The organism is Mycobacterium sp. 4858 (assembly GCF_900240975.1).
Classification (GTDB): Bacteria; Actinomycetota; Actinomycetes; order Mycobacteriales; family Mycobacteriaceae; genus Mycobacterium.
Genome location: NZ_LT968776.1, coordinates 3,318,000 through 3,343,549, shown reverse-complemented (window position 1 = coordinate 3,343,549; position 25,550 = coordinate 3,318,000). Strand labels below are relative to the sequence as shown.

The following is a 25,550-nucleotide window of genomic DNA, read 5'->3' as shown; positions in this document are numbered from 1 at the left end:
TGTGTCTCCTCCAATTATGTTGACACGAATCAAAAGTCATGAGTTACCACTCTCGAACCAGACCAACCTGGGTCACAGAGGCCACGTGATTGCCGCCCACCGAAGAGCCGGCCCATACAGAACGCCCTGCCTTCCGAGGCACTGGGCGACACCTGCTCGAGGAGCAGCCACTCATCAATGCGGAAGGGGCGATGAAACCATAGACAATGATCGAGGGTGAACGTCTTGATATCGCGATGGGGCTTGATTTCGTGGGGCGTAAAGGCGCTCATCAACAATGTCAGGCCAGCGACACATGTGGCGATGGCACTGTGGACCGCTTGGGGAGCGTCGAAGGGTGCCGATGTCCGCACCCATTGGCGCGACAGCGTACCCCTGCCGGTTGTCGTGAGAGGTCCGCGCACATGCGAATCCGGGTACCAGTCGACTTCCAGAGAAGACCATCGTCGATAGAATTCCGGCCAGTCCTCGGGAAATGGACGCAGGCCCGCGCCAGCCGACGGAGGACCGTCGACAGCCTCGGCAGCCAGTTGATGCTCTGGTCCGTTTTCTGGAGCGTGGAACGCGGCCTGCTGGGAAAGCAGCTGTCGACCCTGCTGCTCGGCTATGACCCGCCGGTTGGACAGCGAGCCGGAGTCGCGCAACCGCTCGACGTGAAATTCAATCGGCGGCCCGATTAGCCCCGTGGAGAGGAAGTGGGTCTGAACAGAGTGCGGGACACGTTTTTCCTCGACGGTCTTGGCCGCTGCCATCAGAGCTTGACCCGCGGCCTGTCCGCCGAAGACCCGAGGCATACCAATGTCGGGCGTGATCCCTACGTAGGAATCGCTTGCGACGCGTTGGACGTCAAGCAGGTCGATCAAGGAGGCGACAGTGGCGACCATCTAAAGTACGACCGACTTGACCTTGAAGTCGATGATCTGGTCTTCGTCGTAGCCGAGTTCGGCCAGTACTTCATCGGTGTGCTCACCGTGTCCTGGTGCGCACCTCAGTGATAACGGCGTCTCATCGAACTGGACCGGGCTGCCGGCCAAGGCGAATTCGTTGCCGTTGGTGTCAGTAGTGCGGGGCAGGTATCCGTTTGCAATCACCTGGGGGTCGTCGTGGATCTCGCGCGCGGTACGCATCACGTCCCACACGCCCTCGAACCCGGCGAAGGACTCCTCCCAATGCGCGAGATCTTGCGCTGCGAAGACCGCCCGTAACTCGGCGATGCACTCCTTGCGATTCTCGAAACGCATGGGCGCAGTGGCGAATCGCTCGTCCGAAATCAAGTCCGGGCGACCCAGGCGTGTACAGAAATCAGACCAGAACCGATCAGCCTGAAGAAGTACAAAAGCGATGAACCGGCCGTCGCGCGTCTTATAGAGATTGACACCCGGGTTGGGCATCTCCTCGAGCGAGAACTTGGGAACGTCCTGACCGGTGATGCCCGCGCCGACGATGTTGGGTCCGAGTTGCCAGATGGCGGCGCTGAGCAGAGAGACGTCGACAATAGACGGTTCACCTGTTCGCTCGCGCTTCACCAAGGCCCCGGCGATTCCTGCGGCGATTGACAGGCCGCCATATACGTCACCAAACGCCGGCAGCTGAAGCGGCGGATAGGATCCGTTGCCGGCGGCGTAGCCCTCACCGATCCCTCCGCGCGCCCAATACGCCGCAAGGTCGAAGCCACCATGCGTTGCTGCTTCTCCCCTGGTGCCGTAGCCGTGGCCGCGGGCATAAATGATCTTGGGGTTCCGCGCACGCACCTGGCCGACGTCGATTCCCATGCGTCGCCGAGAGTCCGGCAGCAGGTTGGTGAGGAACACGTCGGCCGTTTCGATCAACTTCATCAACACCTCCAGGCCGTCTGGACTGGAGGTGTCCAGACCGATGCTGCGTTTGCCGCGGTTCGGCTGTTCGATGAAGTGGTTGACGCCGCCCGCGCCGGCGACAACTCCCGAATTGACTAGTCCGCGTTGCGGATCTCCGGTTTCGGGGTGTTCGATCTTGATGACGTCGGCACCCCAATCGGCGAGCACGGCACCAGCAGCCGGAACGAACGTCCATGCGGCGAGCTCGACGACGCGAATTCCGCTGAGCACATCAGTCATGCGCTGGTGTATCCAATCGTCTTGGTCTCAAGATGCTGTTCGAAGCCTTCGTGACCGTTTTGCCTGCCCAGCCCACTCATCTTGTAACCGCCGAACGGTGCGTCGGCGCCGTAGAACATGGCACCGTTGAGATTCAACGTGCCGGTGCGGATTCGCCCGGCCACCGCCATGGCGCGATCGGGCGATCCCATCACCGCACCCGACAAACCGTAGGTTGAATTATTCGCCAGCTCGACCAGACCATCGTCGCCGCCGTCATAGGGGGTGATCGTGATGACCGGCCCGAAGATCTCCTCCTGGAACAGACGGTGACTTGGGTCCACATCGGCGAAAACGGTCGGCGCCACAAAGTACCCACAGTCCAGCCCGTCAGGCCTTCCCCCGCCGACTGTCACCCGGCCCCCTTGCTGCTTGCCGATCTCGATGTAATTCAACACGCGGTCACGTTGCTTGGCCGACACCAACGGACCGCAGAACGTCGCAGGATCGGTAGGGTCACCGACCGGAACCGCCGCAAAGGTCGCAGTGGCAACTTCGACCGCCTGGTCGTAGACCTGCCGCGGTACCAGCATTCGCGTGGTCAATCCGCAGCCTTGGCCGGAATGGATGAGCGCTCCCATACAGCCCGGCAGAACCGCCTCCATGTCAGCGTCATCGAGCACCATGTACGCCGATTTGCCGCCGAGCTCGAGCAGAGTTCGCTTCATGGTCTCGGCGGACAGTCTTTGAATCAACTTGCCGACCGCCGTCGAGCCGGTGAAGGAAACCATGTCCACGCGCGGGTCGGTGGCGAGCAGCTGCGCGACGTCGTTGTCGGACGTTGGAACGACATTGAACACACCCGCTGGGATGTCGGTCTTCTCCGCGACGATACGGCCCCAGCGCAGCCCGCTCCATGGCGTCTCGATCGCCGGTTTGAGCACCATGGTGTTGCCGGTCGCGAGGATCTGCGCCACCTTGTTGCTGATGATCTCGAACGGAAAGTTCCACGGCGTGATAGCACCGACGACGCCGACCGCTTCCTTGACGACCTTACGGTGATACGGCGCGCCCAGCAGCACACCGTCGGGAAGTGCCCGCTCCCAAGGAAACTCCGAGATGTACCGGGCCGGCCACCGAACGGCGTCAACGATCGGCCACTCGAGCTGCGCAATGTATGTCGACGAAAGCGGCGCACCCACCTCGGCGACGAGCTCGGCGCGGATGTCCTCTTTCTCCGCCTGGAGGGCTTCGTGGAGTTGCATCAGGCAGTGCTGACGGAACTCGTGATTCGTCGACCAGTCGGTGCTGTCGAAGGCGCGCCGCGCAGCGCCAATCGCCGCCTGCATATCCTCTGCGCCGGCGTCGGTCGCCACGCCCAGCACCTCTTCGGTGGCCGGATTGATGTTGTCGGCGGTCATTCCGGTCAACGAGTCCCGCAACTTCCCGTCGATGTACAAGCGGGATTCGGCATTGAACGGAACTGTCGGAGTGGCAACCGACGAAGTCGTCATGGAATGTCCTCTCGCTGGGCTGGCGGCACCCTCTAGCGTAAACCATAATAGATAACTATTTATCTGATTTCGCGCGATCGACGGTGCCTAGTGCGGAACGCAGCGTTACTATCCTAGATTCTGTTACTAAGTAGATTACTCCACGGAGGAACGCACGTGGCCCCAGGCACGGTCGTCGAACAGCTTGAAGCTGGTGCACTGGAGCGCCCCGACAGCCCCCTCCTGCTCGAACCCACCGGCGCGGTACTGACCCTCGGTGAGGTGTCCTGCCTGTCCGCTGCCGCGGCACGCTGGTTGGCCGCACACGGCATCAATAGCACCATGACCGTCGCTTGGCAGCTACCCAGTCACTGCGCTGCCGCAGTCCTGATGCTGGCGCTGTCGCGAAGCGTGTCCGTCCAGGTCCCGGTGCTGCACTTGTTCCGACAGCGTGAGGTAGCCGCCGCACTCGAAATCGCCAGCGCCGACGTGTTGATCGTTGACGAGACCACACAGCACAACGCACCATCGAATACACCCGTGATTTGCCTGCCCTCCGATTTCCTCGACGTCCTTCGGACCATGCCCGATGACCAGCCATCAGAGACTGCAGCGAACTTCCGGTCGGACTGCCCGCGATGGGTCTTCTTCACGTCCGGAACGAGCGGGCGCCCGAAAGGGGTGCGACACAGCGACAAGTCGCTGTTGACCGCGGCGCGTGGCTACGTGAAGTATCTCGGGCTGGGATCCGCGCCCGACGACGTTGGGACCATCAACTTTCCCATCGCACACGTTGGCGGCATCTTCTATGTCTCGTGCGCCCTTATCGGGAGGTTCTCGGTGCTGTTGCTGCCGCGGGTCGGGCCGGACATCGCCGCAGTGCTTGCAGCCAATCGAGTGACGTTCACTGGCTCAAGTACGGCGTTCTACCAGATGCTGCTCTCCGCACAGCTCTCCTCGGGCAGTAATGCTCCCGTCATTCCCACACTTCGCATGCTGATCGGTGGCGGTGCACCCTGCCCACCAGAGCTGCACGAGAAGATCAGACTCGTGCTCGGGGTGCCCGTACTGCACGGCTACGGCATGACTGAAGCCCCCGCTATTACCGCCAGCCCGGCGTCGGACAGCTTTGAGCAGCAGTCGCACAGCGCGGGCCGCGCCGTTCCCGGCGCCGAAGTCCGTATCGCGGAGTCGGGAGAGGTCGAAGTGCGCGGCGATGTCCTGACACCCGGCTATGTCGATGATGGGCAATGGGCCTCATCTGTCACGCCGGAAGGCTGGCTCCGAACCGGGGACACGGGATACCTGCGGACCGACGGCCGGCTGGTGATCACCGGTCGGATCAAGGATCTGATCATTCGAAAGGGTGAGAACATTGCTCCCGCCGAGATCGAGAACGAACTGCTCGCGCACCCGCTCATCGACACCGTCGCCGTACTGGGCCTTGCCGACGAGGCACGCGGCGAGCTCGTCTGCGCGGTCGTCCAACGATCACCCAAGCACCGCGATGTCACACTCGAAGAGATCTGCCGTTTCCTTGATGAACGGGGCTTGATGAAGCAGAAGTGGCCCGAGCGGCTTTACATACTCGATGCGTTTCCACTCACCGGTTTGGGCAAGGTCGCGAAGCGTGAACTTGCTAAGCAGTTGACGGCCTGAATCGGCGACACCCCGGGCGGAATCACGTCACGGCCAGTGGTCCTTTTTCCGCGACACCGCGCACAAAGTCGATCGACACACCCATCTCCTCGGCCAGCGCGATCGCCGTCGCGACGTCCTTACGCAGATACGGCGTCACGCGGCCCTCGAAAGGAGCAAGACCGCCGACCTGCCGCACACGCTGAAGGGCCGCGCTACTGCCGCTACACGCACTCAACGCGGCGAGTAACGACCCCTCGTCCAAGCCCAACTCTGCTCCGGCTGCGGCGGTACCCGCCAGCAATTGCGAATTCGCCGCGAACAGAAGGTTATTGAGCAGCTTGACCAGCAACGCGCTGCCCAGCGCACCGGTCGCAATGATGGGATCGGCGTAAGCACCCACCACGTCGCGCGCAGTATCGACCGGGTCAGGTTCCCCGCCCAACAGGACCGTGAGCCTGCCCTGAAAAATGTCTTCCGAATCTCCACTGATCGGCCCGTCGACCACCCGAATATGCGGCGCCGTCTGGGCGATGTCGGCGACGAGCGCCGGACTACCCGTCGTATGCGAAACAAAGATCGCACCCTCGGGCAGATGACCAAGGAAACCCTCCTCGCCAAAAGCCGTTTCACGCAGCTGCAGATCAGAGAACAGACACACGATCAACACGTCACTGGCTCGCGCGAGCTCCTTGAGCGAGCCGGCCAAACCAGCCCCACGCGCGACATGAGGTTCGCATACCTCGGGTCGGCGCGCATAGAGTACGACTTCGTGCTGACCGCGATCGAGCAGCCGCGACACCATCGGCGCACCCATTTGACCGACACCGAAGAAACCGACTCGTGACATCTCATGGCCCCGAACCGGGATTAAGACGAGGACCCGGCGTGAAACGGATGGGCAAATGGCGGACAGCGTAGACCTCACCAGCGTCCTCAAACCGCACGATTTCGCCGTCGATCGCGAAATCGGGCAGACGGGCGAGGATTTCGGAGATCATCTCCTGGAACATCACCCGGGCGAAGTTGGAGCCGAGACAACGGTGAGCGCCGAGGCTGAACGCGAGGTGGCGGTTCGGCGAACGGGTCAGGTCGATCTCCTCAGGCTCGTCGAACACCTTCGGATCGCGGTTGCCCGAGGCGAACATCAACATGACCCGGTCTCCCGCACGCAGCTTGTGACCGTGAAATTCACAGTCCCGTTTGACGACTCGATAGAGCCCCTGCGTGGGAGTGTCGTGCCGGAGGAACTCCTCGGTCGCAGCATCGAGAAGCTCGGGATCGTCAATCAACTGCTGACGCAATGCCGGATCTTCTTCGAGCCGAACCAGCGCATTACCGGTCAGTCCGCTCGTCGTGTCCATACCGGCAAGCAGCAGGAGGAAGATGTACCCGATCCGCTGCTCCTCGGTGAGCGGCGCGCCGTCGACTTCGGCTTGCAGGATGACACTGATCAAGTCGTCGCCGAAACCGTTGGTCCGCCGATGCTGCATCGCGGTCACGATGGCGCCGTAAATATTCATGACGCCATTGCTGGCCCGCTCGGGGTCGTGCGAGCGGTCATGAATGGCGGAATGGATCCACTCCACCCATTCCGGCCAACGGCTGTCGTCCAGACCCAACATCTGCAGGATCCAGCGCGCTGGCAGTGGGGTGGTCAGCTGTTGGACGATGTCGGCTCGGCCGGTCTCGATGAAGTCGTCGACCAACTCCGCCGCTAACTGGCGAATTCGCGGCCTCCAACGCTGGGCAGCGCCCGGGGAAAAGCGTGGCAATACGATACGGCGGCATGCGCCGTGCAGCGGCGGATCGATGTCGATGGGAATCAACGGATCCGGGGACAGCGCCGGCACCGCTTTCTCCACGCCATTGCCGAACAACTCGGCGTCCTGCGCGGCGTCGACGATCGCGTCGTACCCGAGAAACAGCCAGAACCCATCCCATGCGGTCGAGTGCAAAACCGGGCAACGATCGCGAAACTCATAGTAGATCGCGAAATTGTTCTCCCGGAAGTACGCCGAATGGTGGTCGAGGTCGGTCGAGGCGGCCTCGGTGCCTGAGTCGATAGTCGTCATCACGCGTCCTTTAGGTCGTCGATCGTGATCGCCCGCTCGGGACATTCCTGTTCGGCTCTTCGGATCAAATCTTTGTCCTCGAGCGCGATTCCGTTTTGGCTCGTCACCGCTCGCTCTTCGAGGTCGAGGAATTCGAAGGCGTTGGGCGCTATCGTCAAGCAGCGTGCATGTCCTCGACATCGCTGCGGGTCCACCGCGACCCTCATTCGGCCTCCCGTTGTCTTCACCCGCTACACATTGGCGGCGGGTTGCGGCTCGGCCGTCCTTGGGAAGTTGAGCATGCGCCGCGCGTTGTCCTCGACGATGAGCGCACATTCGTCATCGGGCACCGTGGCAAGCACTTCGGCCGCACGCTTGCGCGAGTTCGGCCAGTTCGAATCCGAGTGCGGGAAGTCGATCTCCAAGGTGATGCGATCAACACCGATCGCATGGCGGTTGGTCAATCCGTGCTCATCATCGATAAAGCAGCCCCAGAAGTGGGAACGGAACAGATCAGAAGGGCGCGCGTCGAAATCGATCGGCTGGTAGTAGCGGTGACGCTCCCACACGTAGTCCGTGCGCTCCAAAATGTAAGGCACCCAACCGATACCGCCTTCGGATAACGAGATCTGAAGGTTCGGAAACTTCTGCAGTTTGCCGGAGAACAGCAGATCGACGGTTGACCACATGAGATTGGTCGCAAACAACGCAATCGCCACCGCGAAGGGCGCCGAAACGTCTTGGTTAGCCAGATCATTCTGGAATGTGCTCGTCCCCGAGAACGAGAATCCGGGAACGTAACCGCCCGACCCGAAATGCAGTGCCAGCGGCATGCCCGCGTCCGAGCACACCTGCCACAGATTGTCCCAGTGATCTGAGTGAAACGACGGCAGACCCAACGACACCGGGCTGTCCGGAAACGACACAGTACGCGCCCCCTTCGAGGCCAGACGCTCGGCCTCGACGACGCACGCGTCGATGTCCCAGACCGGAAGCAAACCAAGCGGAATGAACCGGTCCGGCGCCGTCGCGCACCACTCGTCGATGTGAAAATCGTTCCACGCCTTCACGCACAGCAGAGCCAGCTCGCGATCGTTACCCCGATAAAACGTCCCCCCCGCAAACCCCGGGAAGGAGGGAAAGCACAACGCCGCCTGCACCCCATCGAGGTCCATGTCCGCCACCCGCGCCGCAGGATCGTAGCAACCGGGAATCATATCCTCGTAGCGCACCGGATCGGTGCCCCACTCCTGCGGTGGCTTGCCCGCAACCGCGTTCAGCCCGATCGTCGGATACAGCGTGTTGTCATACGACCACAAATGCTGGCCGTTGATCTCGACGATCTTGGGTCCGGCCTCCCGATACTTCTGCGGCAAGCGGTCTTGCCACACACGTGGATGCTCGATGAGGTGGTCATCGACCGACACGATCTGATGGGTGTCTTGTAACGGCATCCTTCGCTCCCTTGCGCCGTGCCCCGCCGGACCCGGCTGAGATCCGTCCGGCTCAGTGTTCTACCAGAATCTGTTTATGAACATATTCTATATGTGCTTCGAATTTTATACCTGAGCGATGTCGCGAACAAGTCCTTCAAGCACGTGTGGGTCAATCCGGTTCCTGCGTACTTGTCGAACGCGCCGACTCGTTCGCGCTCACACGGCACTAATCAGCCAGGTCCAGCTGGCATGCGTCTCGGTGGAAGGAAGGGACACAGATCGTGGGTTTGCTTGACGGTCGCGTCGTTTTCATCACTGGCGCGGCACGCGGTCAGGGCCGTTCGCATGCAGTCACTCTCGCAGAAGAAGGCGCCAACATCGTCGCCGTGGACATCTGCCGCGACATCGACGCCGTGCCGTACAGGTTGGGCACGTGGGAAGACCTCGAAGAGACAGCTCGACTCGTCCAGAGAACGGGCCGAGAGATTCAGTTCCAGGCGGCCGACGTGCGGCATAAGTCGGCCCTACAGGCCGCGTTCGACGCAGGTGTAGAGCAGTTCGGGCATATCGACACGGTGCTGGAACAAGTGGACCCCTAGGTCCGTTTCATGTTAACCTGCGTAGGTGCCGTGCCAGGGAGGTCCACCTATGCCACCGACAGCCAAAGCGCGACGACAGCGGTCCGATGCACGCGCTAACTACGAGCGCATCGTCCATGCCGGGCGAGAGTTGTTCGCCGCCAAGGGCACTGCCACTCACGCAGATGTCGCGCGCGCGGCAGGCATCGGCAAGGCCACGGTGTTCCGGGTCTTCCCCAGCCGGGAGGCGATGATCTCGGCCTTTCTTGAACCGCAAACGATTTGGATCGAGGCGCGCGTTTGTGAGGCGATTCTGCAGGCACGCCAGGGCGATCCATGGACGGCGCTGGCCGAGGCGTTGTACGACGTCATCCATCGCATTCGCCAGGACCGCATCGCCGGCATGGTGTTCGATGTCGACACGCATGCCGTCGGTGATGACGCGCATCGACTCGCGACGTTGAGCGACGAGCTGATCGCATTGGGGATCCGCGCCGGCCGGGTGCGTTCTGAGGTGACCTCACGCGACTTACGCCGGCTGATTCGAGGCCTGGCGCTGGCTCTGTCGTCCGAACAGGAAGCCCGTCCCGAGGAATGGGATCGGTGCGTCGAGTTGACGCTGGCAGCGTGCGCCGTACAGCAAGGGAAACACTCGCATGCCCCCTGACCCTCGCTGCCGGATCAAGCGGCCCGCACTCACCTGGTTCCGTCATAGATAAGGAAGTAGATTCATGTCAGAACGCATACAAGCGGGGCTGGAAGTGTTCGCCCAACTCTGCCCCGATATCGCTGCCAAAATCGGTGAGGGCAAGAGCGAGCCGCGGTTCGGTGACGAACTCGGCATTCTCAGCGCCGACAATCTGTTCGGTGCGTTGTGGACGCGGCCCGGCCTGGACTGGCGGTCTCGTAGCCTCGTCACCATCGGTGCCCTGATCGCGCTCCGCGCCAACGACCAGTTGAGGGAACACTTCCAGATCGGGCTTCGCAACGGTCTTACGCGCGCCGAGTTGGAAGAAGTCATCTACCACCTGTCGGGTTATCTGGGATTCCCGGCGGCCGCCAATGCCAGTCAGGTTGCGGCCGGCGCAATCGGCGCCCACAAGACCGACGAGCCGATTGGAGCATCGAAGTGACCGGGAGACTCGACGGCAAGGTCGCGGTCGTTGTCGGCGGTGGTCAATCCGCCGGGGCCACGATCGGAAACGGGCGTGCGGCATGCATCACGTTCGCCCGCGAGGGCGCAACAGTTCTAGTGGCCGATCGTGTGCTGGAGAGCGCCGAGTCCACCGTGAAGATGATCCATGACGAGGGCGGTACCGCGGCGGCGATCGAAGTGGACGTCACCGCGACGGCAGACGTGGAAGGCCTTGCCGCACGCGTCCGCTCGGACTATGGCCGCGTCGACGTGCTGCACAACAATGTCGGTATTATCTCGACCGGCGCCACGGACGAGATCGATCTGGACTTCTGGAACCGCATGTTCGCGATCAACCTCGACGGAATATGGCAGGTCATCAAGCATCTCGGACCCATCATGCGCGAACAGGGGTCAGGGTCGATCATCAACATCTCGTCGTTGGCCTCGTTTCTCGCCGGGCCGGAGAACATCGGATACGCGACCTCGAAAGCAGCGCTGAACTCCATGTCGAGGTCGTTCGCCAAGGAGTACGCCAAACATCATGTGCGGGTGAATGTGATCGCCCCCGGAGCCGTGGAAACGCCGATTGGCGTTGATCAACTGGTCGAGCGCACAGGCCTCAGCCGCGAGAAGGTCATGGAGATGCGGGACTCCACCGTACCTTTGGGCAAACAGGGCAGCGCCTTCGACGTCGCCAAGGCAGCCGTGTTCCTTGCGTCCGACGATGCCGCGTGGATCACCGGGATCATCCTTCCGGTTGACGGCGGCGCCACCCTGAGCATCATCCCGACGTAGGTCGCAGCGGATTGGTGCCAATCCTGGCGGCAGAATGATGGTCCGCACCTCGACTGCGGATCCATGCATCTCCGCTCGCCACTTCATGCGGCCGGCGCCGGATTTTGCGCAATCCGCCGGCACAGCGACAACAGCTGGACTACTTGAAGCACATCGCCGTCACCCAATTTCGATTTCGACCATCTCGGCGGCATCGCCGCGTCTTCGACGCCGAAGTTCAGTGCACCGATTCGGTTCGAAACGGCAGTCGGCCCACCTGGATGGAAATCGTCACTCATACATACGAAGGCGAAAGCTGGTGCGGCTTCAATCATCTCGATCCTTTCAGACGCATCCTCGTGTCCACTATCCTTGGTACCGCCGGCCATAGTCAGTGGCCCGATCGTTGCCTCGTCCGATGCAGCTAAGTTTGGCCTCGCGAGTCGCCGGACCAGCCGTTCTGACTGGCGGCGAGCGCGAGTGGCCTGACATGCGCGGCAGGTCGGCTTACTACCACGGGCATCCCGATCGATGAGCCGTCTCCGAGGAGGAACTTGCCGTCGAGGCTCAGCTTGCCGGTCCGCCGCCATGGTCGAACGACACAGAACCACACCACCCCCGCTAAGAGCGCAAGGCTGAGACCCTCAAAGACTCTCAGTGCCACCAGATTCCACGTCGGCATACGGTCAACCGGGCCCGCCCGAAGTCAGGTGAAAAGACCCACCGCACCAGCGCCTGCACCGCTACGACAAGCCACAGGGCCGCAATCGCCGCCCCTACCGTCGCACCGCCAGTACGAGCGGGCTCGGATGCATTGGGGCTTGTCCGTGTGACGGCAAGCTCCGACACCACCATGGTGAACTAGCCTCCGTAGGTGCGCGAGCGCCTATTCAGCCGAGGAGTTTTTTCTAATTCAACACAGAATTTCGTTGACTCTCGAGTCGAACTCTAAGTAGCGTCATGCCTTATCAACCATCGATGAGGAGTTCGTGATGACGACCGGCATTCAGAAAACGATGGCGTGGAGCGGCGCCGCCTTCCTGCTGCTCCTATTCCCCGGCATCATCATGGTCGGCCTGCTCCCTCCGATGGCTCCCACGAAGTCCGCCGGCGAGGTCGCAGAGTTCTGGTCGACAAACACCGGGGTGAAGCGCACCGGACTTGTCGTCCTGCTGGCGGCGGCGGGACTCCAGGTACCCTTCGGCGCGCTCATCGCCGTGCGGATCAGGCAGCTCGAGGGCAGGTTCTCCCCGCTTGCCTACGCGCAGCTGATCGCCACCGGCCTTGCGGTGATGGCGATCGTCCTACCAACCTTTGCGTTCGCCGCGGCGTCGTATCGCCCCGAGCGCAATCCCGAGATCACCCAGGCACTCAACGACCTCGGCTGGCTGCCGTTCGTGATGAACTGGCCCGCGGCCACCATCCAGTGCCTGGCGATCGGCTTTGCGATCTTCGGCTACCAGGGGCCGCACCCCGTCTGGCCGAGATGGGTGGCCTACTACAACTTTTGGAGCGGTTTCATCTTCGCCGCAGGCGGTCTCGTGGTGTTGTTCAAGACCGGCGTGTTCGCCTGGAACGGACTGCTCGCGTTCTGGCTGGTTGCCGTGTTCTTCGGGGCGTGGCTCCTCGTCATGACCTGGCAGTTGCTGACAACGATTGGCGCGCAACCGGCAGACGACCGCGAGGAGCCCGTCCTCCACCGCACAGGCGCATGATCGCAACGGCCGACCGCGAGACACGGGCACGGGCCACAGAACCCAAACGCATTCCCGGCGAGGAAGGGATTTGGGTATTCGTCCTCGGCGACATGACGGTGTTCGCGCTGTTTTTCGCCACGTTCATGTACTCACGCGCCAAGAACCCTGAGCTCTTCGCCCGCGATCACGCGAGCCTGAACGTCGCCCTGGGCACCATGAACACCGTGCTGCTACTGAGCAGTTCGTTGTTTGTCGCATTGGCCGTACAGCAAGTCCTCACTGGTGTGCACCGCTCAGCGCTCCGGCTGTTCGGTGCCGCGCTCGCATGCGGACTGGGCTTCGTCGTTGTGAAGGCCGTGGAGTGGTTGCATCTGTTCGGTAACGGCAAGACCGTCGGCAGCGGCGAGTTCTTCTCGTATTACTTCATGTTCACCGGTATACATCTGGCGCACGTGTTGATCGGCTGCGTGGTGCTGAGCCGGCTCATCACGGTCAGCCGCAAGCCACAGCTGAGTGGGCGCGACACGATGCTGTGCGAGGCCGGCGGCATCTTCTGGCACATGGTCGACCTGCTGTGGGTCGTACTGTTCGCTCTCTTCTATCTGATGCGGTGATGGCAATGACGCGCCGGGTGACTCTGGTATGGGCCGCGCTCATCGGCCTCACGTTCGCATCGTTCACCGTTGGGGTCGAACAGGGCGCCGGCGTGGCATCGGCGGCCGCCGTGGTCATCATCGGCCTCGCGCTGTGCAAAGTGCGGCTGATCGGCCTGCATTTCATGGATATCCGGGCCGCTCCGTGCACACTGCGCCTCATATTCGAGGGCTACGTCCTCGTAGTGTTTGCCACGCTGGTGACGTTGGACCTCGTCGTGTCCTAGAAACGACATGGCCGGTCATCTGCGTACAGTCGAACGATAGCCAGAAAGTCAAGGCCGCGGGCCGGCAGTCCGGAGGAAGGCGATTTCAAATCCGCTCGGACGCGGGCCGCTCATGTCCTGAGCGTCAAAGGGTATGCGAGCACGAGGCTTTCGGACGTAGCAGAACAAGCCGAACCCAATCCCCGCCATCTACTACTACTTCCCGCGCCGTGACGAACGGCATGCAGAAAGTTGTGGACATTACACGTAAACAGGCCGGAGATCCGCAGAAGACCATCGAGCAAATATTTGGCCACGATGCACAGCATGGTTACCAAGATGAAGGCCATGACGGTCGACATCACTCAATTGCGGGATAACATCGGTAATTTCGACGACTTTCCTCCGCCCCCTGCACAACTAGTTCTCCCGTACGAGTCCGAGTTCCGAACAGGGTTCCACGCTATAGATGGTAGTTATCGGCGGTCGGACGTGAATAGCAGACCTTCACATTGACCTGTGACAGTTGACTGTCATAGTGTCGGGATGCAGGTCCGGCTGACCCGATCGCGGAGGAGCGTTGAGATGGCAGAAAGTATGTTCTCCTCTATGAACTTGACCGGGAATCCGGACGAGGTGGTGGCCGAGTTCACTAAACGGGTGACCGCGGGCACACTGACCACGGGTCTGACCACGTTCGGTATCGACCGGGTTCGGGAAGTACTGAGATTGCCCGTCACGATCGTGCCGATGTCCGCCATCTACCTCGGCGTTCCCGCCAAGAAGCTCTCCGCGCCGCGTCGACGTCCGGCGATGTCGGTGACGTTCCGCGACCGGTTCGGCAACTCCTGGTAACGAAAGAGGGTTCTTGGTCGTGTCTTTGGCGATAACGGAAGACCACCGCGCCTTCGCGGACCTCGCCGCGGCGGTGGTGGCTGCGCGCGGGGGCATGGCGGCTGCGCGCGACATGCTGCTGAATCCGGACCGACCTGACCGTTGGTGGGCCGCAGACGAGCTTTGGAAGGAGATGGCCTCGGCGGGCTGGCTCGGCCTGCACATCGACGAGCGGTTCGGGGGCCAAGGCTACGGCCTTCCCGAGCTCACGGTGGTGATGGAACAGCTCGGCCGCGCCGCTATCGGTGGGCCGTTCCTGCCGACGGTGGCTGCATCGGTGCTAATGGCCGAGTTCGGCAGCGAACAGCAGCAACAACGCTGGCTTCCCCGTCTCGCGTCGGGCGAGCTGATCGCAGGCGTCAGTACGACCAACACTGCGATTCGGTCGGATTCGACCATCACGGGAACAAACATCGCGGTTCTCGGTGACTCCGGCAGCGACGTCTACCTCATCACCGTCGGTGAAGACATCGTGCTGGTCGAAGATGGCGACGCCGTTTCCGTCCAGGTCGGCGAAACAAACGACATGCTCACCCGCCCGCTAGTCGTCCTAGAACTATCCGCTGCCCCCGTCGCCGACGTGCTGGTCGGTGCTGCTGCCAGCGCCGTGCGCACGCTTCGGCTGCTGGCGGCGGCCGAGGCGGTTGGCGGCTTGGCCGCTTGCACCGAAATGGCGACCAGCTATGCCAAGGATCGACGACAGTTCGATCGGCCCATCGGGTCGTTTCAGGCGATCAAGCACCACTGCGCGAACATGCTGGTCGATTCGGAACTGGCCGTTGCGGTCACCTGGGATGCAGCCCGCAGGCACGGACCAGAAGCCGACCTGGCGGTGGCCATGGCGGCCGGACATGTGCTGCCGGCCTATCAGCGCGTCGCGCTGCAAAATCTTCAGATCCACGGCGGCATCGGATACACCTGGGAGCACGACGCCCATCTCTTCATTCGCCGGGCCACAATCTTGCTGGCGTTCTGTGGCGGGCGAGAAGCATTGCACGACAAGGTCATCGAATCGCAACGCGCTGGGGTGCGACTGCATCACGCGCTAGATCTGCCGCCCGAAGCCCAACAGTACCGACTGGCCGCCGAGGAGTTCCGGTCGGAGTTGGTGCGGGCCGACGTTGACAGCAGACCCAAGTTATGGGCCCGCAGCGGATATCTGCAGCCGCACTGGCCGCCGCCGTTCGGGCGCGGCGCGGACTCGGTGGAGCAGCTGATCATCGAGGAAGTGCTCGGCGCACTGGGTAAGCCGCACCTCGGACTCGGCGAGTGGGTGGTGCCGACTTTGCTTGAGCACGGTAGCCCGGAGCAGGTCGAGCGGCTGATCTGGCCCAGCCTCGAGGGTGAGCTGCGCTGGTGTCAGTTGTTCAGTGAGCCAGGAGCGGGCTCTGATGCGGCCGCGGTCGCTACCAATGCCGAGCGCGTCGAGGGCGGTTGGTCGGTGACCGGCCAGAAGGTGTGGACAAGCGATGCGATGAATTGCCAGCGGGGTCTGGCCACGGTGCGCACCGATCGCAGCGCAGCCAAGCACCGTGGCATCACCGCCATGATCATCGATCTGGCGGCACCGGGTGTGGAGATCCGCCCCCTGAAGGAGATCACCGGCGCGACGCTGTTCAACGAGGTCTTCTTCACCGACGTCTTCGTCCCCGACCGCGACATTGTCGGTGAGGTGAACGCCGGTTGGAAAGTCGCCATGGCGACCTTCGGCAACGAACGCGTATCCCTCGGTGGTGGTTCAGTGACCCTGCCTGCGGACAAGCTCGCCGATTTGTTGGAGCAGTACCGCAGCGGCGACACAGGCCTCGCGCGTGAAGTCGGCGCCCTACTCGTGGAGTCGTATTGTCTTGCAGCGCTGAATCTCCGGCGGGCGGCCCGAGCGGTATTCGATTCCGGGTCAACGATCGAAGGCAACATTGCGAAGCTATACGGCGCTGAACACGCGCAACGCGTCGCCGAACTGGCTCTTTGCATTGTCACCCCTGCTGTCCTCGTCGGAGAGCAGGCCGAGGTCGTACATGACTACCTGTACAGCCGCTGTCTCACGATCGCCGGCGGGACCTCAGAGATTATCCGCAATCTCATCGCCGAACGCATCCTCGGCCTACCGCGCGACCCACTGCTGGCATAACAATCGAGCGATACCGTTTGTCTGCAAGCACTTGGCGAAACTCATCGATCCCAGCGGCCGCGCCGAACATGGGTAGCTGTGAAGCGGGTCTGCCCTGAAACCCAAGGGCGGCCTAGGCTTTTGACCAAACCCGTTTGGCCGGGGAGTTGAGCGCGTCGGACCGCTCGATATAAACCTGGCCGACTTCCCCATCCCATTCGCAGGGGCCGAAGTTCAGCACATACATCAGCCCCGGCCCCTCCAGATCCTTCCCGACCGCAAGGTACTTCTGCATCGACATCCAGATGGAGCGTCGGGTCTCCAGCACAGTGTCGATCGCCCCGCCATCCCAGCGCAGGCGAATAGGCAGGCGCTCACCCGAGAACTGCAGATCCTTCAGCCTCGGCGGTTCGAGCACCTCAGCGGTGCAGAATCTGCCGTCGCGGTCAACGACCGCTGCACCTTGCAACGTGATCAGCCCGTCCAGACGCCAGTAGGACGAGAAGACGAATGCTTTCCCACTTTCGTACAGGCAGCTCGCTATCACGTGACCGCCCCACGGTTCGCCGGTGCCGCCTCCGCGCGGGCCGCGCGAGTGGTCACGCCAGCCCGTCGCATCGATGTCATAGATCGTCTGGTCCACCCGCACCTGGCCGCGGGCGCGATAGAGCTGTTCGTAATGCTCCTTTGCCCAGCCCTGATTGGTCATGTCACCCTTGCCGCCCTCGCCGTGAGCCGAAGTGTGCGCGTCCCACACCGGCGTCACACAGTCGACCTCCAAGTCGATGACGAGGCGCTTGCGCAGGCCGTCCGGGACCAGCCCATTCTGCATATCGGTGTTCGAAACGTGTTGTGCGAAGCCGTCAAACGTGACCTTCCAGCGTTTGAACGGCTCAATGCATCGAAACGCCAGGTTCGGTCCCGCCGGCTTCTTCTGCTGGGGTGTGTAGTAGTAGCCCCACATCGTCAGAACGCCCTCATCGCCAGGCAGACAGACCAGCACCCGGTCCTCCCACATATCCCACTCATTGGGCACGCTGCCCAAGTGCAGCCAGAAGCCGAGATCTGCTCGAGGGTCGTATAACGCGAAAAGAAGATTCTCCGCCCAGAACGGCTCAGTCGGTCGCTCCGAGACGACACTCTCCTGCGCGGCCGGCAGTCCGCTCGACAAATCCTGGACGGTCACGAAATCTCCTTACTCACGGTGGTTTGGGGGCTCCATGCCGGCGTCGCCTAGTCGTCCCACCCGGACCAGCGCGATCCAAAACGCGGGGGCGGCGGACCGTCGAGAAGGCCGTCCAGCCAGTCCATGTTGCCGCTCTCGTTGAGTTGGCGCGCCTGGTCCGGCGTTAGCTGTCCGGTCGCCAGCAGCATGGCGGGCAGGCGCACCATCACGAGCGTGATGCGCAGGGCGTTCAGCACAAGGTGCCAGTCGAGGTGTTCAGCCGGGCGACCTATGAGCTCTTGCCAAAGATTGATCGCGTCGCGCCGCGAGCCAAACCCCGCAGGACGCGGCAGTCCGCGCGCGGTGGTGACGGCGTGATCCGTGTACGTCCACCAGGCCAAGTCACACTCCGGCCCCGCCAGGGAGACCATGTCCCAATCGAGCACGGCCGCCACGGACGTTCCCTGGTAGATGATGTTCTGGGGTCGCGCATCGCCCCAGGAGAACCCGGGCGGAGCGCCTTGAGGCAGATTTGTGACCAACCATTCCGAAGCGCGCTTAACCATTGGAAGCTCATCACCTCCACACCACTTGGCATACGCCAGCCAATGGTTCAGCTCCTGCTCGAGTCCCGTGCGGCCCAGGTTTGGCCGCGCCAAGAAACTGAATTCAGCCGGATCCAACCCGTGTAGTTCGGCCATCACCTCGATGGCGCCGCGCCACAACTCATGCTGCGACTGTGGTGGGAGTTCGACTACCCAGCCACTCACGTTGAAGGGCGGATTGTCCGGTGGCACCTGGCCCTCCACCCTCTCCATGACGAAGAAAGGCTGGCCGAACACCCTCGTGTCTGGCTCGTAACCAACCACTGGTGGCGACGGGATCTGCGGCTCCTGCGAAAGCTTCTCGTAAATCAGGTAGTGAGTCTTTACATCCATCCCCATGAATAAGTGCTCGGTCGCGCCGACTCGCATGACGTAGCTGGCCTCCTCACACTCGCCGTTCAATGCGCAGGTGGCGCTTATCATCAGGGTCTCGTTGGCGACGCCAGCGGTGTCGGGCTGATCCACTTTATGCACCTCGAGGTCGTCTCCGACGCGTCGGCGCAACCATGCCTCGATTGCCGGCCGGACCGCACCCATATCGCGAAGCCGAACTTTTGTGGGGATGTCGACGTATTCGACAGCCACGTCGTCGGCCATGCTCAATTCTCCTTCCTGAACTGTCTAGTTCTCTACAGCCGCCCGTCGACGCGGCAGCCGGATGCATCCATTGGGGTGAACGCAAGTCCTTGAGGGCGTGGAAGCCCTTCAGGGGCAGAGTCGGATATGTCAGTTGACCGTCGTACTTGTCGACTCTTGCGTGGGTGCATTTACTTTGATCCCCAAGGACTTTCGTCGGTGCACCGATCGAAGAAACGCTGTGCTTGAACGTCCCTCGCCGGAGGAATACACAAAATTCGCGATCGCCGTGAAAGCCACGCCGATGCCGGCCCGCACCAGCACCGGCCGAGGGCCCCTCACTGGGACAACATCATGCGTCGCGCCGACCGCCCACGGCTGCGCAGCCTCGAGATCGGTCATTTACCACGCCTCCGCTGACTGTCGGATAGAAACACGATGACAGTTCGGTGCCATATCGTCAATGCAAATCCCGGGATAGCACAGCTGATCAGGAGGAAACCCCGCCAGGCGTGCAAAGGCAAGGCTGGAGCTTGCACCTCATTACACTAGACAGTTGCGTGCCATACAGTGGTTCGTTGAGCCGGCCCTGGCAGGGCAACCAGCAACCCACCGTCAACGCCCGGACATACGGACCACGCGCCTCGCCTGCGGAATGGAAGGGCATACGAGGCCTTCGCCGCAGGCGCTGCGGGTCGCGCGCCGACGTCGCCGTGGCGGCTGCTTTGTGTTAACGCTGTGGCTATAGTTTCATCGAGTTGATATTGACGCGGGAGGGTGACAGTTGCCCCGTGGGGATCGCTCGCCTCGCGGTGCGCACGCGGAGCGCGTGCGCACTGCACTGCTTGAGGCGGCATTGCAGCTCTTCGGTGCATATGGTTATGACGCAACGAGCACCGATGAGATCGCTGAGGCCGCAGGTGTATCCCCCCGGACCTTCTTTCGCTACTTTCCGACCAAGGAATCGGTGCTTTTCTCGGGAGAGTTTGACTTCATCCGCGCGTTTGGTGGTGTCTATCTCGCCCAACCAGACTCAATCTCCGACTTCCAAGCAATGGAGCACTCGTTCGCGCTCCTCGCTCCCGCATTGAAACGCATCCGGACGCGGATCAGTCAGTACTACGACGCCATAGCGTCATCGGCCGTTCTGCTGGGCCGCGAACAACAGAATCACACCGCCAACATTGACGTGATCGCGAAAATTGTCGCCGAGCGGCGCGGCCTTCCGGCGCCGAATGAAGAATGCGAGCTGCTCGCGTCGGTGGGCATGCTGCTGCTCACCCGGGCCATCAACCGGTGGCTGAATACGCGCGGACAGGCCGTTGAGGACCTCATCCGCCAAGAGTTCGCGGCGTTGCCTGGGATCCTCAAGTAGCGGATCGCGATTCGCAACGCTCACGGGCCAGATCGGCACGAGGTATCTTCGGGCATCGCTTCGCGGCAAACTTGCAACCAGCTCAACGATTTTGGGACCCTCAGATCCCCCAGAGCCGCGGCCAGCTTCCGGTCGTCGCTCGCTTGCAGGGCCACGCAAGCCTAAGCTAAGTCACGCTGGGGGATCTTGCCGCGAGCTCGGGCCCGTCGGCTCGAAGCGGCCTTGCTCGCGATCGCCCAGCGGCCGTCGATTCATGTTGAAGGAGTTCGCGTCGTAGGTGCTGTCGGCCGGCAAGATCCGATACAGCTGGGCGCTTTGGCGGACGCTTTCCATGTCGGCGGGGCGTCCGTGGCATCGGTTTTGTCGGCATCGGCTAATCCATGACCTGTTGACTGGGGCCACCGCGAAATCGACGAGTCCCTTTGTCAGTTCACAATTTTCGACCATGCCGATCGGCCGCCGGTCGTCAAAGGCGTCTTCTTTGGTGGTTCCGATCAGCGATCCTCGCCCACTACACACCTTCGAGAGCCAAAGATGGCTGATCGTGCGGCCGCCGCACTGCGCAGGATGTTCAACCACGGTGAGATCACCGAGGGAACTATGCTGCCGCCCGAGTCGGAGTTGATGGAACGGTTCGGGGTGTCGCGGCCAACCCTTCGGGAGGCACTCCGCATACTCGAGTCCGAATCGCTGATCGAAGTCCAGCGCGGGGTGCGCGGCGGGGGATTGCCCGCCCGAAACGGTCCAGGCCATTTGCTCGTTCATCGATTGCGGAGCCGAGTAATGATGCTGCACGGGGACGTTCGACGGTCCCCGAAAATGTCTACGTGAGCTGGCTCTTGTTGCGTTCGGTTACCGCTCGTAACGGGTCTTCGATATTGTCGAAGCCCCCGACGTATGCCTGCCCTATCCGCTGCTCTGCCGCCAAAGCGGGGTTGATCACTGTGGCGGCTCCAGTGGAATAGAGTTCCTTGAGGCCCAACATCGTTCGCTCCGGCACGTCGGCAATCTGTCGCGCCAGCTCGAGCGCGCGGTCCATCAATTGTTCGTGCGGCACGACTTCCGTTACCAGCCCGATCCGCTCGGCGCGAGTCGCCCCGATGACTTCTCCGGTCATTGACATGCGCCGCGCGATGGCCGGACCGACCAACAGCGGCAACCGCGCTGTCATCCCGCCGCCGGGCAGGATCCCTACTCGAATGTGCGTGTCGGCGAAGACCGCTCGTTCGGATGCGATGAGAAAGTCACAGCCCAGGGCCATTTCGAGCCCGCCGGTGAACACGGCACCATTAATGGCCCCGATGATCGGCGTTCGCATGCTCGCCGTCGCGGCGACACAGTTGTGCGATTCGAAGATGGAGAAGTACTCAGCGCCGTGCCGCTGGGCCTCCCTGAGATCCACCCCGGCGCAAAACGCCGGGTCGGTGCCGGTGAGCACCACCGCGCGCACCGAGCCTTCGGCGTCAGCCTCAGTGAACGCCGCGTACGCCGCCTCGACCATTGCGCGGTCGAGTGCGTTCCTAGCGGCAGGCCGATTTAGCGTCACGACTCGTACGTGAGCGTAATCGACTGTCAAAACCGGTGTTTCGGTGCTCACACAAAGAAAACCTAGCACAGTCCCGGCTGTGACGTGAGCATCCTGCTGTAGCCAAACTCAGTTCAGACTGACGCATCACCCTCGTGTCAATCAACCGGTGCCCCTCGTAGCTGCTCAACCAGAGCGATCGTGGCCTCATCACCGATAGGCGATAGAAAACTAACCGGCACGCGGTCGATGAGCCCGTCGCACCGGTCGTGAATCTTCGCCGCAAGTTTGTCCAAGGGTGCGACGACCGCGAAGGCCTCTAACACCTCGTCATCGATGAGTGTTCCCATTTGATCCCACTGCCCCTGCAAAGACTGGTGATGCAGTTCGGTCTGCAGCTCACCCCACCCGTGCAGGTCCAGCACTTTGCGATAGGCAGGTGTCGATCCATAGAAGCCGATCTGTTTACGCATCGCTTTGGCATTGGCGGCTAGTTCGGCGTCGTCGCGTCCCGTCACCACGAAAACTGGGCAGGAGACCTGTATTTCGCGCCGCTCGCGGCCAGCACGCTGCAAACCGCGCAACAGCGCCGGCGTGGTCACCTCTTCGAAGTAGCGCTTCGTCGTGAATGAGTGCGCAAGCACGCCATCGGCGACCTCTCCACAGATCTCGGTCATCGTATCGCCCACTGCAGCGACGAAGATTCTCGGGAACTCATACGGCATCGGCTCTGGGGTGAACATCGGCGTCATAAGTCGATGGGTATAGAAGTCGCCCTCGAACTCTAGTTTGGTGCCATTCCGCCAGCACGACCATATCTCGCGCAGAGCTAAAACGAACTCTCGCATGCGACGGGCAGGCTGGCTCCAAGGCATGCCGAACCGCTTTTCGATGTGCGCCTTGACCTGCGAACCGAGACCCAAGTTGAAGCGGCCCTGCGAGTATGACTGAAGGTCCCACCCAAGGTTGGCGACCGTCATCGGGTTGCGAGCGAAGGCGACCGCGATCCCAGTTCCGAGCTCAAGGGTGCGCGTATGTTCGGCCGCGAGCACGAGCGGCAGGAACGGATCGTGGTTGAGTTCGGGCGACCAGCAGCAGTCGTAGCCCTGTCGCTCCAGCGTTTGGGCAGCTTCCGCGACGCCCGCAAGATCCGTGAAGGACGCCGCGTCGATCTTCAAGCCTCCACACTCGTCGCTCATGCCGATACCCTCTGCGCTTCGTTAGCGATCCGCCATACGGGTGTCGCGTAGTTCGTCGGCAAGCCCGCCAGCCAGATTTTTGGTTTTAAGACAGATTATATTAGCGAGTCGAATTTTCCTTGGTCTGCGTAGACTCTCTCTCTAATCGCCTCCCGACGATCAAGCATTTCTCGCCGTGGGCGAACCGCGGCACAGTCGCGCCAACCAGATCCCCCGCTGGTGGCATCTACCGCAGAAGAATCGTCCGTTTCCTGCCCCGACTTCGACAAGCAATGCGAAGGGGTCGGCGGCACGCCACAGGGCGAAACGCCTTAACTCAAGGTAACTTTCGCGTGAGTGGCAGATCGCAACCGGTGAGTGCGGTCGAGATGTCCCATAACCGGCGACCGGTCTCGGGATCGCAGGCCTTGCGATTCAACTTGACGACCTTTGGCCTGCCCCACTGGTGAAGCAGGCCGCGCGGAGCCCAGTACGTGGGGGAAGGCAGGTCCGTGATGGCTGCCAACACGGTGGACCGCGCCGCGAGGTCGCCGGGCTGGGCGATTCGAGGTTGAAGGTACCTGACCACCCGCGCGGCGAAGCCGGACCTGTCGGACACGATGGCGCTCTGGCTGATACCGGGGTCGGCGAGGTGTGCGGTGACGCCTCTGCGCGCCAATTCCACGGTGAACACGGCGGTTGCTAGTTTCGATTCGGTGTAAGCCGACCAAGCGTTGTACGCACGGCGTTCCCAGTTCAGGTCCTCCAGATGCAGCCTCGCCATCACGTACGTGCCGCTGGAGACGGTCACGACACGGTTCTTGATGCGATCGGCCAGCAGGCAGGTCAGCGCGAAGTGCCCGAGGTGATTGGTTCCCATATGGGCTTCAAAACCGTCAGCGGTGTGCGTGAGCGGCACGCCGAGTACACCGGCGTTGTTGACCAGCACGTCGACCGAGTCAATGGAGGCGGCGAACTCGTGCACGCTGCGCAGGTTTGCCAGGTCAAGGCGAGCGACCTCCACGTCGCCGTGCATGTCACGCGCGGCGGCCACGCCCTTGCTCGGTGTTCGGCAGGCCAGCACCACCTGGTGGCCGGCCGCGGCCAGCGCGGCTGCCGTAGCCTTGCCGACGCCGCTGTTGGCACCCGTAACGATGACCCTCATCTGGGGTCCTCAGCCAGCGACCACGGGTAGGTTTTCCCACCCGCGAACCGTGGAGGTGTGTGCCTGCACCGCGTTGTCCCAGTCGACCTGCCACTCTGGGAAACGTTTGAGCACCTCTTCCAACGCGACGCGGGCCTCGAGTCGGGCCAGATGGGCACCCAAACAGAAGTGGATACCGTGCCCGAACGCGAGGTGCGACTTCTTGTTGGCGCGGTGGATGTCGAAGCGGTCCGGCTCGGCGAACATCCTCTCGTCGCGGTTGGCTGCTCCGTGAAGCAGAATCATCACGCTACCTGCCGGCGCCGTGACGCCGTAGAGCTCGACGTCACGAGCAAGGGTGCGTGCATTCACCGGCGAGGGCGTCTCATAGCGCAGGAGTTCTTCGATCGCATCGGGTATCAAGCTGGGGTCGGCGACCAGCTCGCGTCGCTGATCGGGATGTTCGGCCAACACCTTTCCCGCCCAGCCGATCAGACGCACCGTCGTCTCGTTGCCAGCGGCGGCCAGCAACCCGATGTAGGTCATCATCGTCTCTTTGTCGAGGTGTCTCACGACACCGTCGGAGTCGCTGTAGGTCGCGTTGATCAGGTCCGTCATCAGGTCGTCTGAGGGGTTCTTGGTTCGGTAGTCGATGTATTCGCCGAATGTCTCCGGGTCTAGGATCTCCATGATCCAATCGCTGCCTTCGCCCGCGGCGCTGAATCCCTCCTCCACGCGCTGACGATTCTTGACCTGATCGGACTCGGCCATGCCCAGCATCATTCCGATGGTGCGCATCGGCACCTCGGCGCCAAGGTCGGCGATGAAGTCGAATCCGCCGCGTTCAACCATCGGGTCCAGCGCGCGCGCACAGTACGCGCGAACCTTCGGCTCGATCTCCGCGACACGACGCGGCGTAAAGACTCGCGCCAGCAGACCGCGGTGCCGATCATGCTCTGGCGGATCCTCGAAAAGGATCAAGCCCGGCGGAACGGGCGCGCCACTCTTGATCATCTCCAGGACGGTGCCTTTACCTGACCGGTACGTGTCCCAGTCCGTGCTGGCGTCCTTCACGTCAGCGAAGCGACTCAAGGCATAGAAGTCGTACAGCTCGTTGTAGTACAGCGGCGCCTCATCCCTGAGGCGACGCCACATCGGATACGGATCTACGTCGAGTTCGGGATCGTAGGGGTCGTAACGGAGAGTGGAGGTGTCGAATGTGTTTTCCATCATTGG

The 25,550-nt window shown here is 62.2% G+C and carries 24 protein-coding genes and 2 pseudogenes; 12 read left to right on the top strand and 14 right to left on the bottom strand.

Going from position 1 to position 25,550, the window contains the following annotated elements; genetic code table 11:
• Positions 1–29: 29 nt before the first annotated feature.
• The 3 genes from C1737_RS24515 to C1737_RS24505 are packed head-to-tail and all read right to left on the bottom strand — an operon-like array spanning position 30 to position 3,589.
• Complete coding sequence (locus C1737_RS24515; protein ID WP_142393482.1) at positions 30–863, bottom strand: acyl-CoA thioesterase II; 834 nt, start codon at positions 861–863, stop codon at positions 30–32.
• 21 nt (positions 864–884) lie between these two features.
• Entirely contained in the window at positions 885–2,096 is a 1,212-nt protein-coding gene (locus tag C1737_RS24510; RefSeq protein WP_102419679.1) for a CaiB/BaiF CoA-transferase family protein, read from the bottom strand.
• Positions 2,093–3,589, bottom strand: coding sequence for an aldehyde dehydrogenase family protein (locus C1737_RS24505; RefSeq protein WP_102419678.1), 1,497 nt, complete (start codon positions 3,587–3,589; stop codon positions 2,093–2,095). The genes C1737_RS24510 and C1737_RS24505 overlap by 4 nt, the downstream gene beginning before the upstream one ends.
• A gap of 156 nt (positions 3,590–3,745) precedes the next feature.
• On the opposite strand from C1737_RS24505, the gene C1737_RS24500 reads away from it, so the two are divergent.
• Positions 3,746–5,227, top strand: coding sequence for a class I adenylate-forming enzyme family protein (locus C1737_RS24500; protein ID WP_102419677.1), 1,482 nt, complete (start codon positions 3,746–3,748; stop codon positions 5,225–5,227).
• A gap of 22 nt (positions 5,228–5,249) precedes the next feature.
• On the opposite strand, the gene C1737_RS24495 is transcribed toward C1737_RS24500, so the two are convergent.
• The 4 genes from C1737_RS24495 to C1737_RS24480 are packed head-to-tail and all read right to left on the bottom strand — an operon-like array spanning position 5,250 to position 8,714.
• A complete protein-coding gene (locus C1737_RS24495) occupies positions 5,250–6,056 on the bottom strand; it encodes an NAD(P)-dependent oxidoreductase (RefSeq protein WP_102419676.1) in 807 nt (268 codons plus the stop codon).
• A gap of 1 nt (position 6,057) precedes the next feature.
• Positions 6,058–7,281 (bottom strand): cytochrome P450, encoded by a 1,224-nt coding sequence (locus C1737_RS24490; RefSeq protein ID WP_102419675.1) that lies wholly within the window; start codon positions 7,279–7,281, stop codon positions 6,058–6,060.
• Complete coding sequence (locus C1737_RS24485) at positions 7,281–7,487, bottom strand: ferredoxin (protein ID WP_102419674.1); 207 nt, start codon at positions 7,485–7,487, stop codon at positions 7,281–7,283. The genes C1737_RS24490 and C1737_RS24485 overlap by 1 nt, the downstream gene beginning before the upstream one ends.
• A 24-nt stretch (positions 7,488–7,511) precedes the next feature.
• Positions 7,512–8,714, bottom strand: a complete 1,203-nt coding sequence (locus C1737_RS24480) for an amidohydrolase family protein (RefSeq protein WP_102419673.1) — start codon at positions 8,712–8,714, stop codon at positions 7,512–7,514.
• Positions 8,715–8,977: 263 nt separating this feature from the next.
• Here C1737_RS24480 and C1737_RS24475 point away from each other — a divergent pair.
• The 4 genes and pseudogenes from C1737_RS24475 to C1737_RS24460 form a co-directional block, all read left to right on the top strand.
• Positions 8,978–9,277, top strand: a pseudogene (locus C1737_RS24475) (SDR family NAD(P)-dependent oxidoreductase); the annotation flags it as partial.
• Between the two features lie 67 nt (positions 9,278–9,344).
• Entirely contained in the window at positions 9,345–9,941 is a 597-nt protein-coding gene (locus C1737_RS24470) for a TetR/AcrR family transcriptional regulator (RefSeq protein WP_068057253.1), read from the top strand.
• Positions 9,942–10,035: 94 nt separating this feature from the next.
• Positions 10,036–10,407, top strand: coding sequence for a carboxymuconolactone decarboxylase family protein (locus tag C1737_RS24465; RefSeq protein ID WP_369807552.1), 372 nt, complete (start codon positions 10,036–10,038; stop codon positions 10,405–10,407).
• Positions 10,404–11,207 carry an SDR family NAD(P)-dependent oxidoreductase gene (locus C1737_RS24460; protein WP_102419671.1) on the top strand — a complete coding sequence of 268 codons (804 nt, stop codon included), beginning with the start codon at positions 10,404–10,406 and terminating at the stop codon, positions 11,205–11,207. Before C1737_RS24465 ends, C1737_RS24460 begins: the two co-directional genes overlap by 4 nt.
• Before the next feature lie 83 nt (positions 11,208–11,290).
• Here the strand turns inward: C1737_RS24460 and C1737_RS26640 are convergent, their stop codons facing one another.
• Complete coding sequence (locus tag C1737_RS26640; protein WP_142393489.1) at positions 11,291–11,521, bottom strand: hypothetical protein; 231 nt, start codon at positions 11,519–11,521, stop codon at positions 11,291–11,293.
• A 657-nt stretch (positions 11,522–12,178) separates the two neighbouring features.
• On the opposite strand from C1737_RS26640, the gene C1737_RS24455 reads away from it, so the two are divergent.
• The 5 genes from C1737_RS24455 to C1737_RS24430 all read left to right on the top strand — a co-directional run bounded on the left by C1737_RS24455 (position 12,179) and on the right by C1737_RS24430 (position 16,767).
• On the top strand, positions 12,179–12,901 hold the full coding sequence (locus C1737_RS24455) for a hypothetical protein (protein WP_102419670.1): 723 nt from the start codon (positions 12,179–12,181) through the stop codon (positions 12,899–12,901).
• A complete protein-coding gene (locus tag C1737_RS24450; protein WP_102419669.1) occupies positions 12,898–13,497 on the top strand; it encodes a cytochrome c oxidase subunit 3 in 600 nt (199 codons plus the stop codon). The genes C1737_RS24455 and C1737_RS24450 overlap by 4 nt, the downstream gene beginning before the upstream one ends.
• Positions 13,497–13,763 carry a cytochrome C oxidase subunit IV family protein gene (locus C1737_RS24445; protein WP_102419668.1) on the top strand — a complete coding sequence of 89 codons (267 nt, stop codon included), beginning with the start codon at positions 13,497–13,499 and terminating at the stop codon, positions 13,761–13,763. Before C1737_RS24450 ends, C1737_RS24445 begins: the two co-directional genes overlap by 1 nt.
• A 588-nt stretch (positions 13,764–14,351) precedes the next feature.
• Positions 14,352–14,597, top strand: a complete 246-nt coding sequence (locus C1737_RS24435; RefSeq protein ID WP_174813833.1) for a hypothetical protein — start codon at positions 14,352–14,354, stop codon at positions 14,595–14,597.
• 19 nt (positions 14,598–14,616) lie between these two features.
• The gene (locus tag C1737_RS24430) at positions 14,617–16,767 is read left to right on the top strand and encodes an acyl-CoA dehydrogenase (protein WP_102420106.1); all 2,151 of its coding nucleotides are present in this window, start codon (positions 14,617–14,619) and stop codon (positions 16,765–16,767) included.
• Positions 16,768–16,879: 112 nt separating this feature from the next.
• On the opposite strand, the gene C1737_RS24425 is transcribed toward C1737_RS24430, so the two are convergent.
• Both C1737_RS24425 and C1737_RS24420 read right to left on the bottom strand, forming a co-directional pair.
• Positions 16,880–17,932 (bottom strand): hypothetical protein, encoded by a 1,053-nt coding sequence (locus C1737_RS24425; protein WP_067923907.1) that lies wholly within the window; start codon positions 17,930–17,932, stop codon positions 16,880–16,882.
• A 47-nt stretch (positions 17,933–17,979) separates the two neighbouring features.
• On the bottom strand, positions 17,980–19,113 hold the full coding sequence (locus tag C1737_RS24420; RefSeq protein ID WP_067923904.1) for a phosphotransferase family protein: 1,134 nt from the start codon (positions 19,111–19,113) through the stop codon (positions 17,980–17,982).
• Positions 19,114–19,876: 763 nt separating this feature from the next.
• Here C1737_RS24420 and C1737_RS24415 point away from each other — a divergent pair.
• Together C1737_RS24415 and C1737_RS24410 are read left to right on the top strand one after the other, a co-directional pair.
• Entirely contained in the window at positions 19,877–20,467 is a 591-nt protein-coding gene (locus C1737_RS24415) for a TetR family transcriptional regulator (RefSeq protein ID WP_067923900.1), read from the top strand.
• 534 nt (positions 20,468–21,001) lie between these two features.
• Positions 21,002–21,205: pseudogene (locus tag C1737_RS24410) on the top strand (FadR/GntR family transcriptional regulator); the annotation flags it as partial.
• An 85-nt stretch (positions 21,206–21,290) separates the two neighbouring features.
• Here C1737_RS24410 and C1737_RS24405 read toward each other — a convergent pair.
• From C1737_RS24405 to C1737_RS24390, 4 genes are all read right to left on the bottom strand, one after another.
• Positions 21,291–22,064, bottom strand: a complete 774-nt coding sequence (locus C1737_RS24405) for an enoyl-CoA hydratase (protein ID WP_102420105.1) — start codon at positions 22,062–22,064, stop codon at positions 21,291–21,293.
• 86 nt (positions 22,065–22,150) lie between these two features.
• Positions 22,151–23,191, bottom strand: a complete 1,041-nt coding sequence (locus tag C1737_RS24400; RefSeq protein WP_102419667.1) for an LLM class F420-dependent oxidoreductase — start codon at positions 23,189–23,191, stop codon at positions 22,151–22,153.
• Between the two features lie 316 nt (positions 23,192–23,507).
• Positions 23,508–24,335, bottom strand: coding sequence for an SDR family NAD(P)-dependent oxidoreductase (locus C1737_RS24395; protein ID WP_102419666.1), 828 nt, complete (start codon positions 24,333–24,335; stop codon positions 23,508–23,510).
• 9 nt (positions 24,336–24,344) lie between these two features.
• Entirely contained in the window at positions 24,345–25,547 is a 1,203-nt protein-coding gene (locus tag C1737_RS24390) for a cytochrome P450 (protein ID WP_232075019.1), read from the bottom strand.
• Positions 25,548–25,550: the final 3 nt, after the last annotated feature.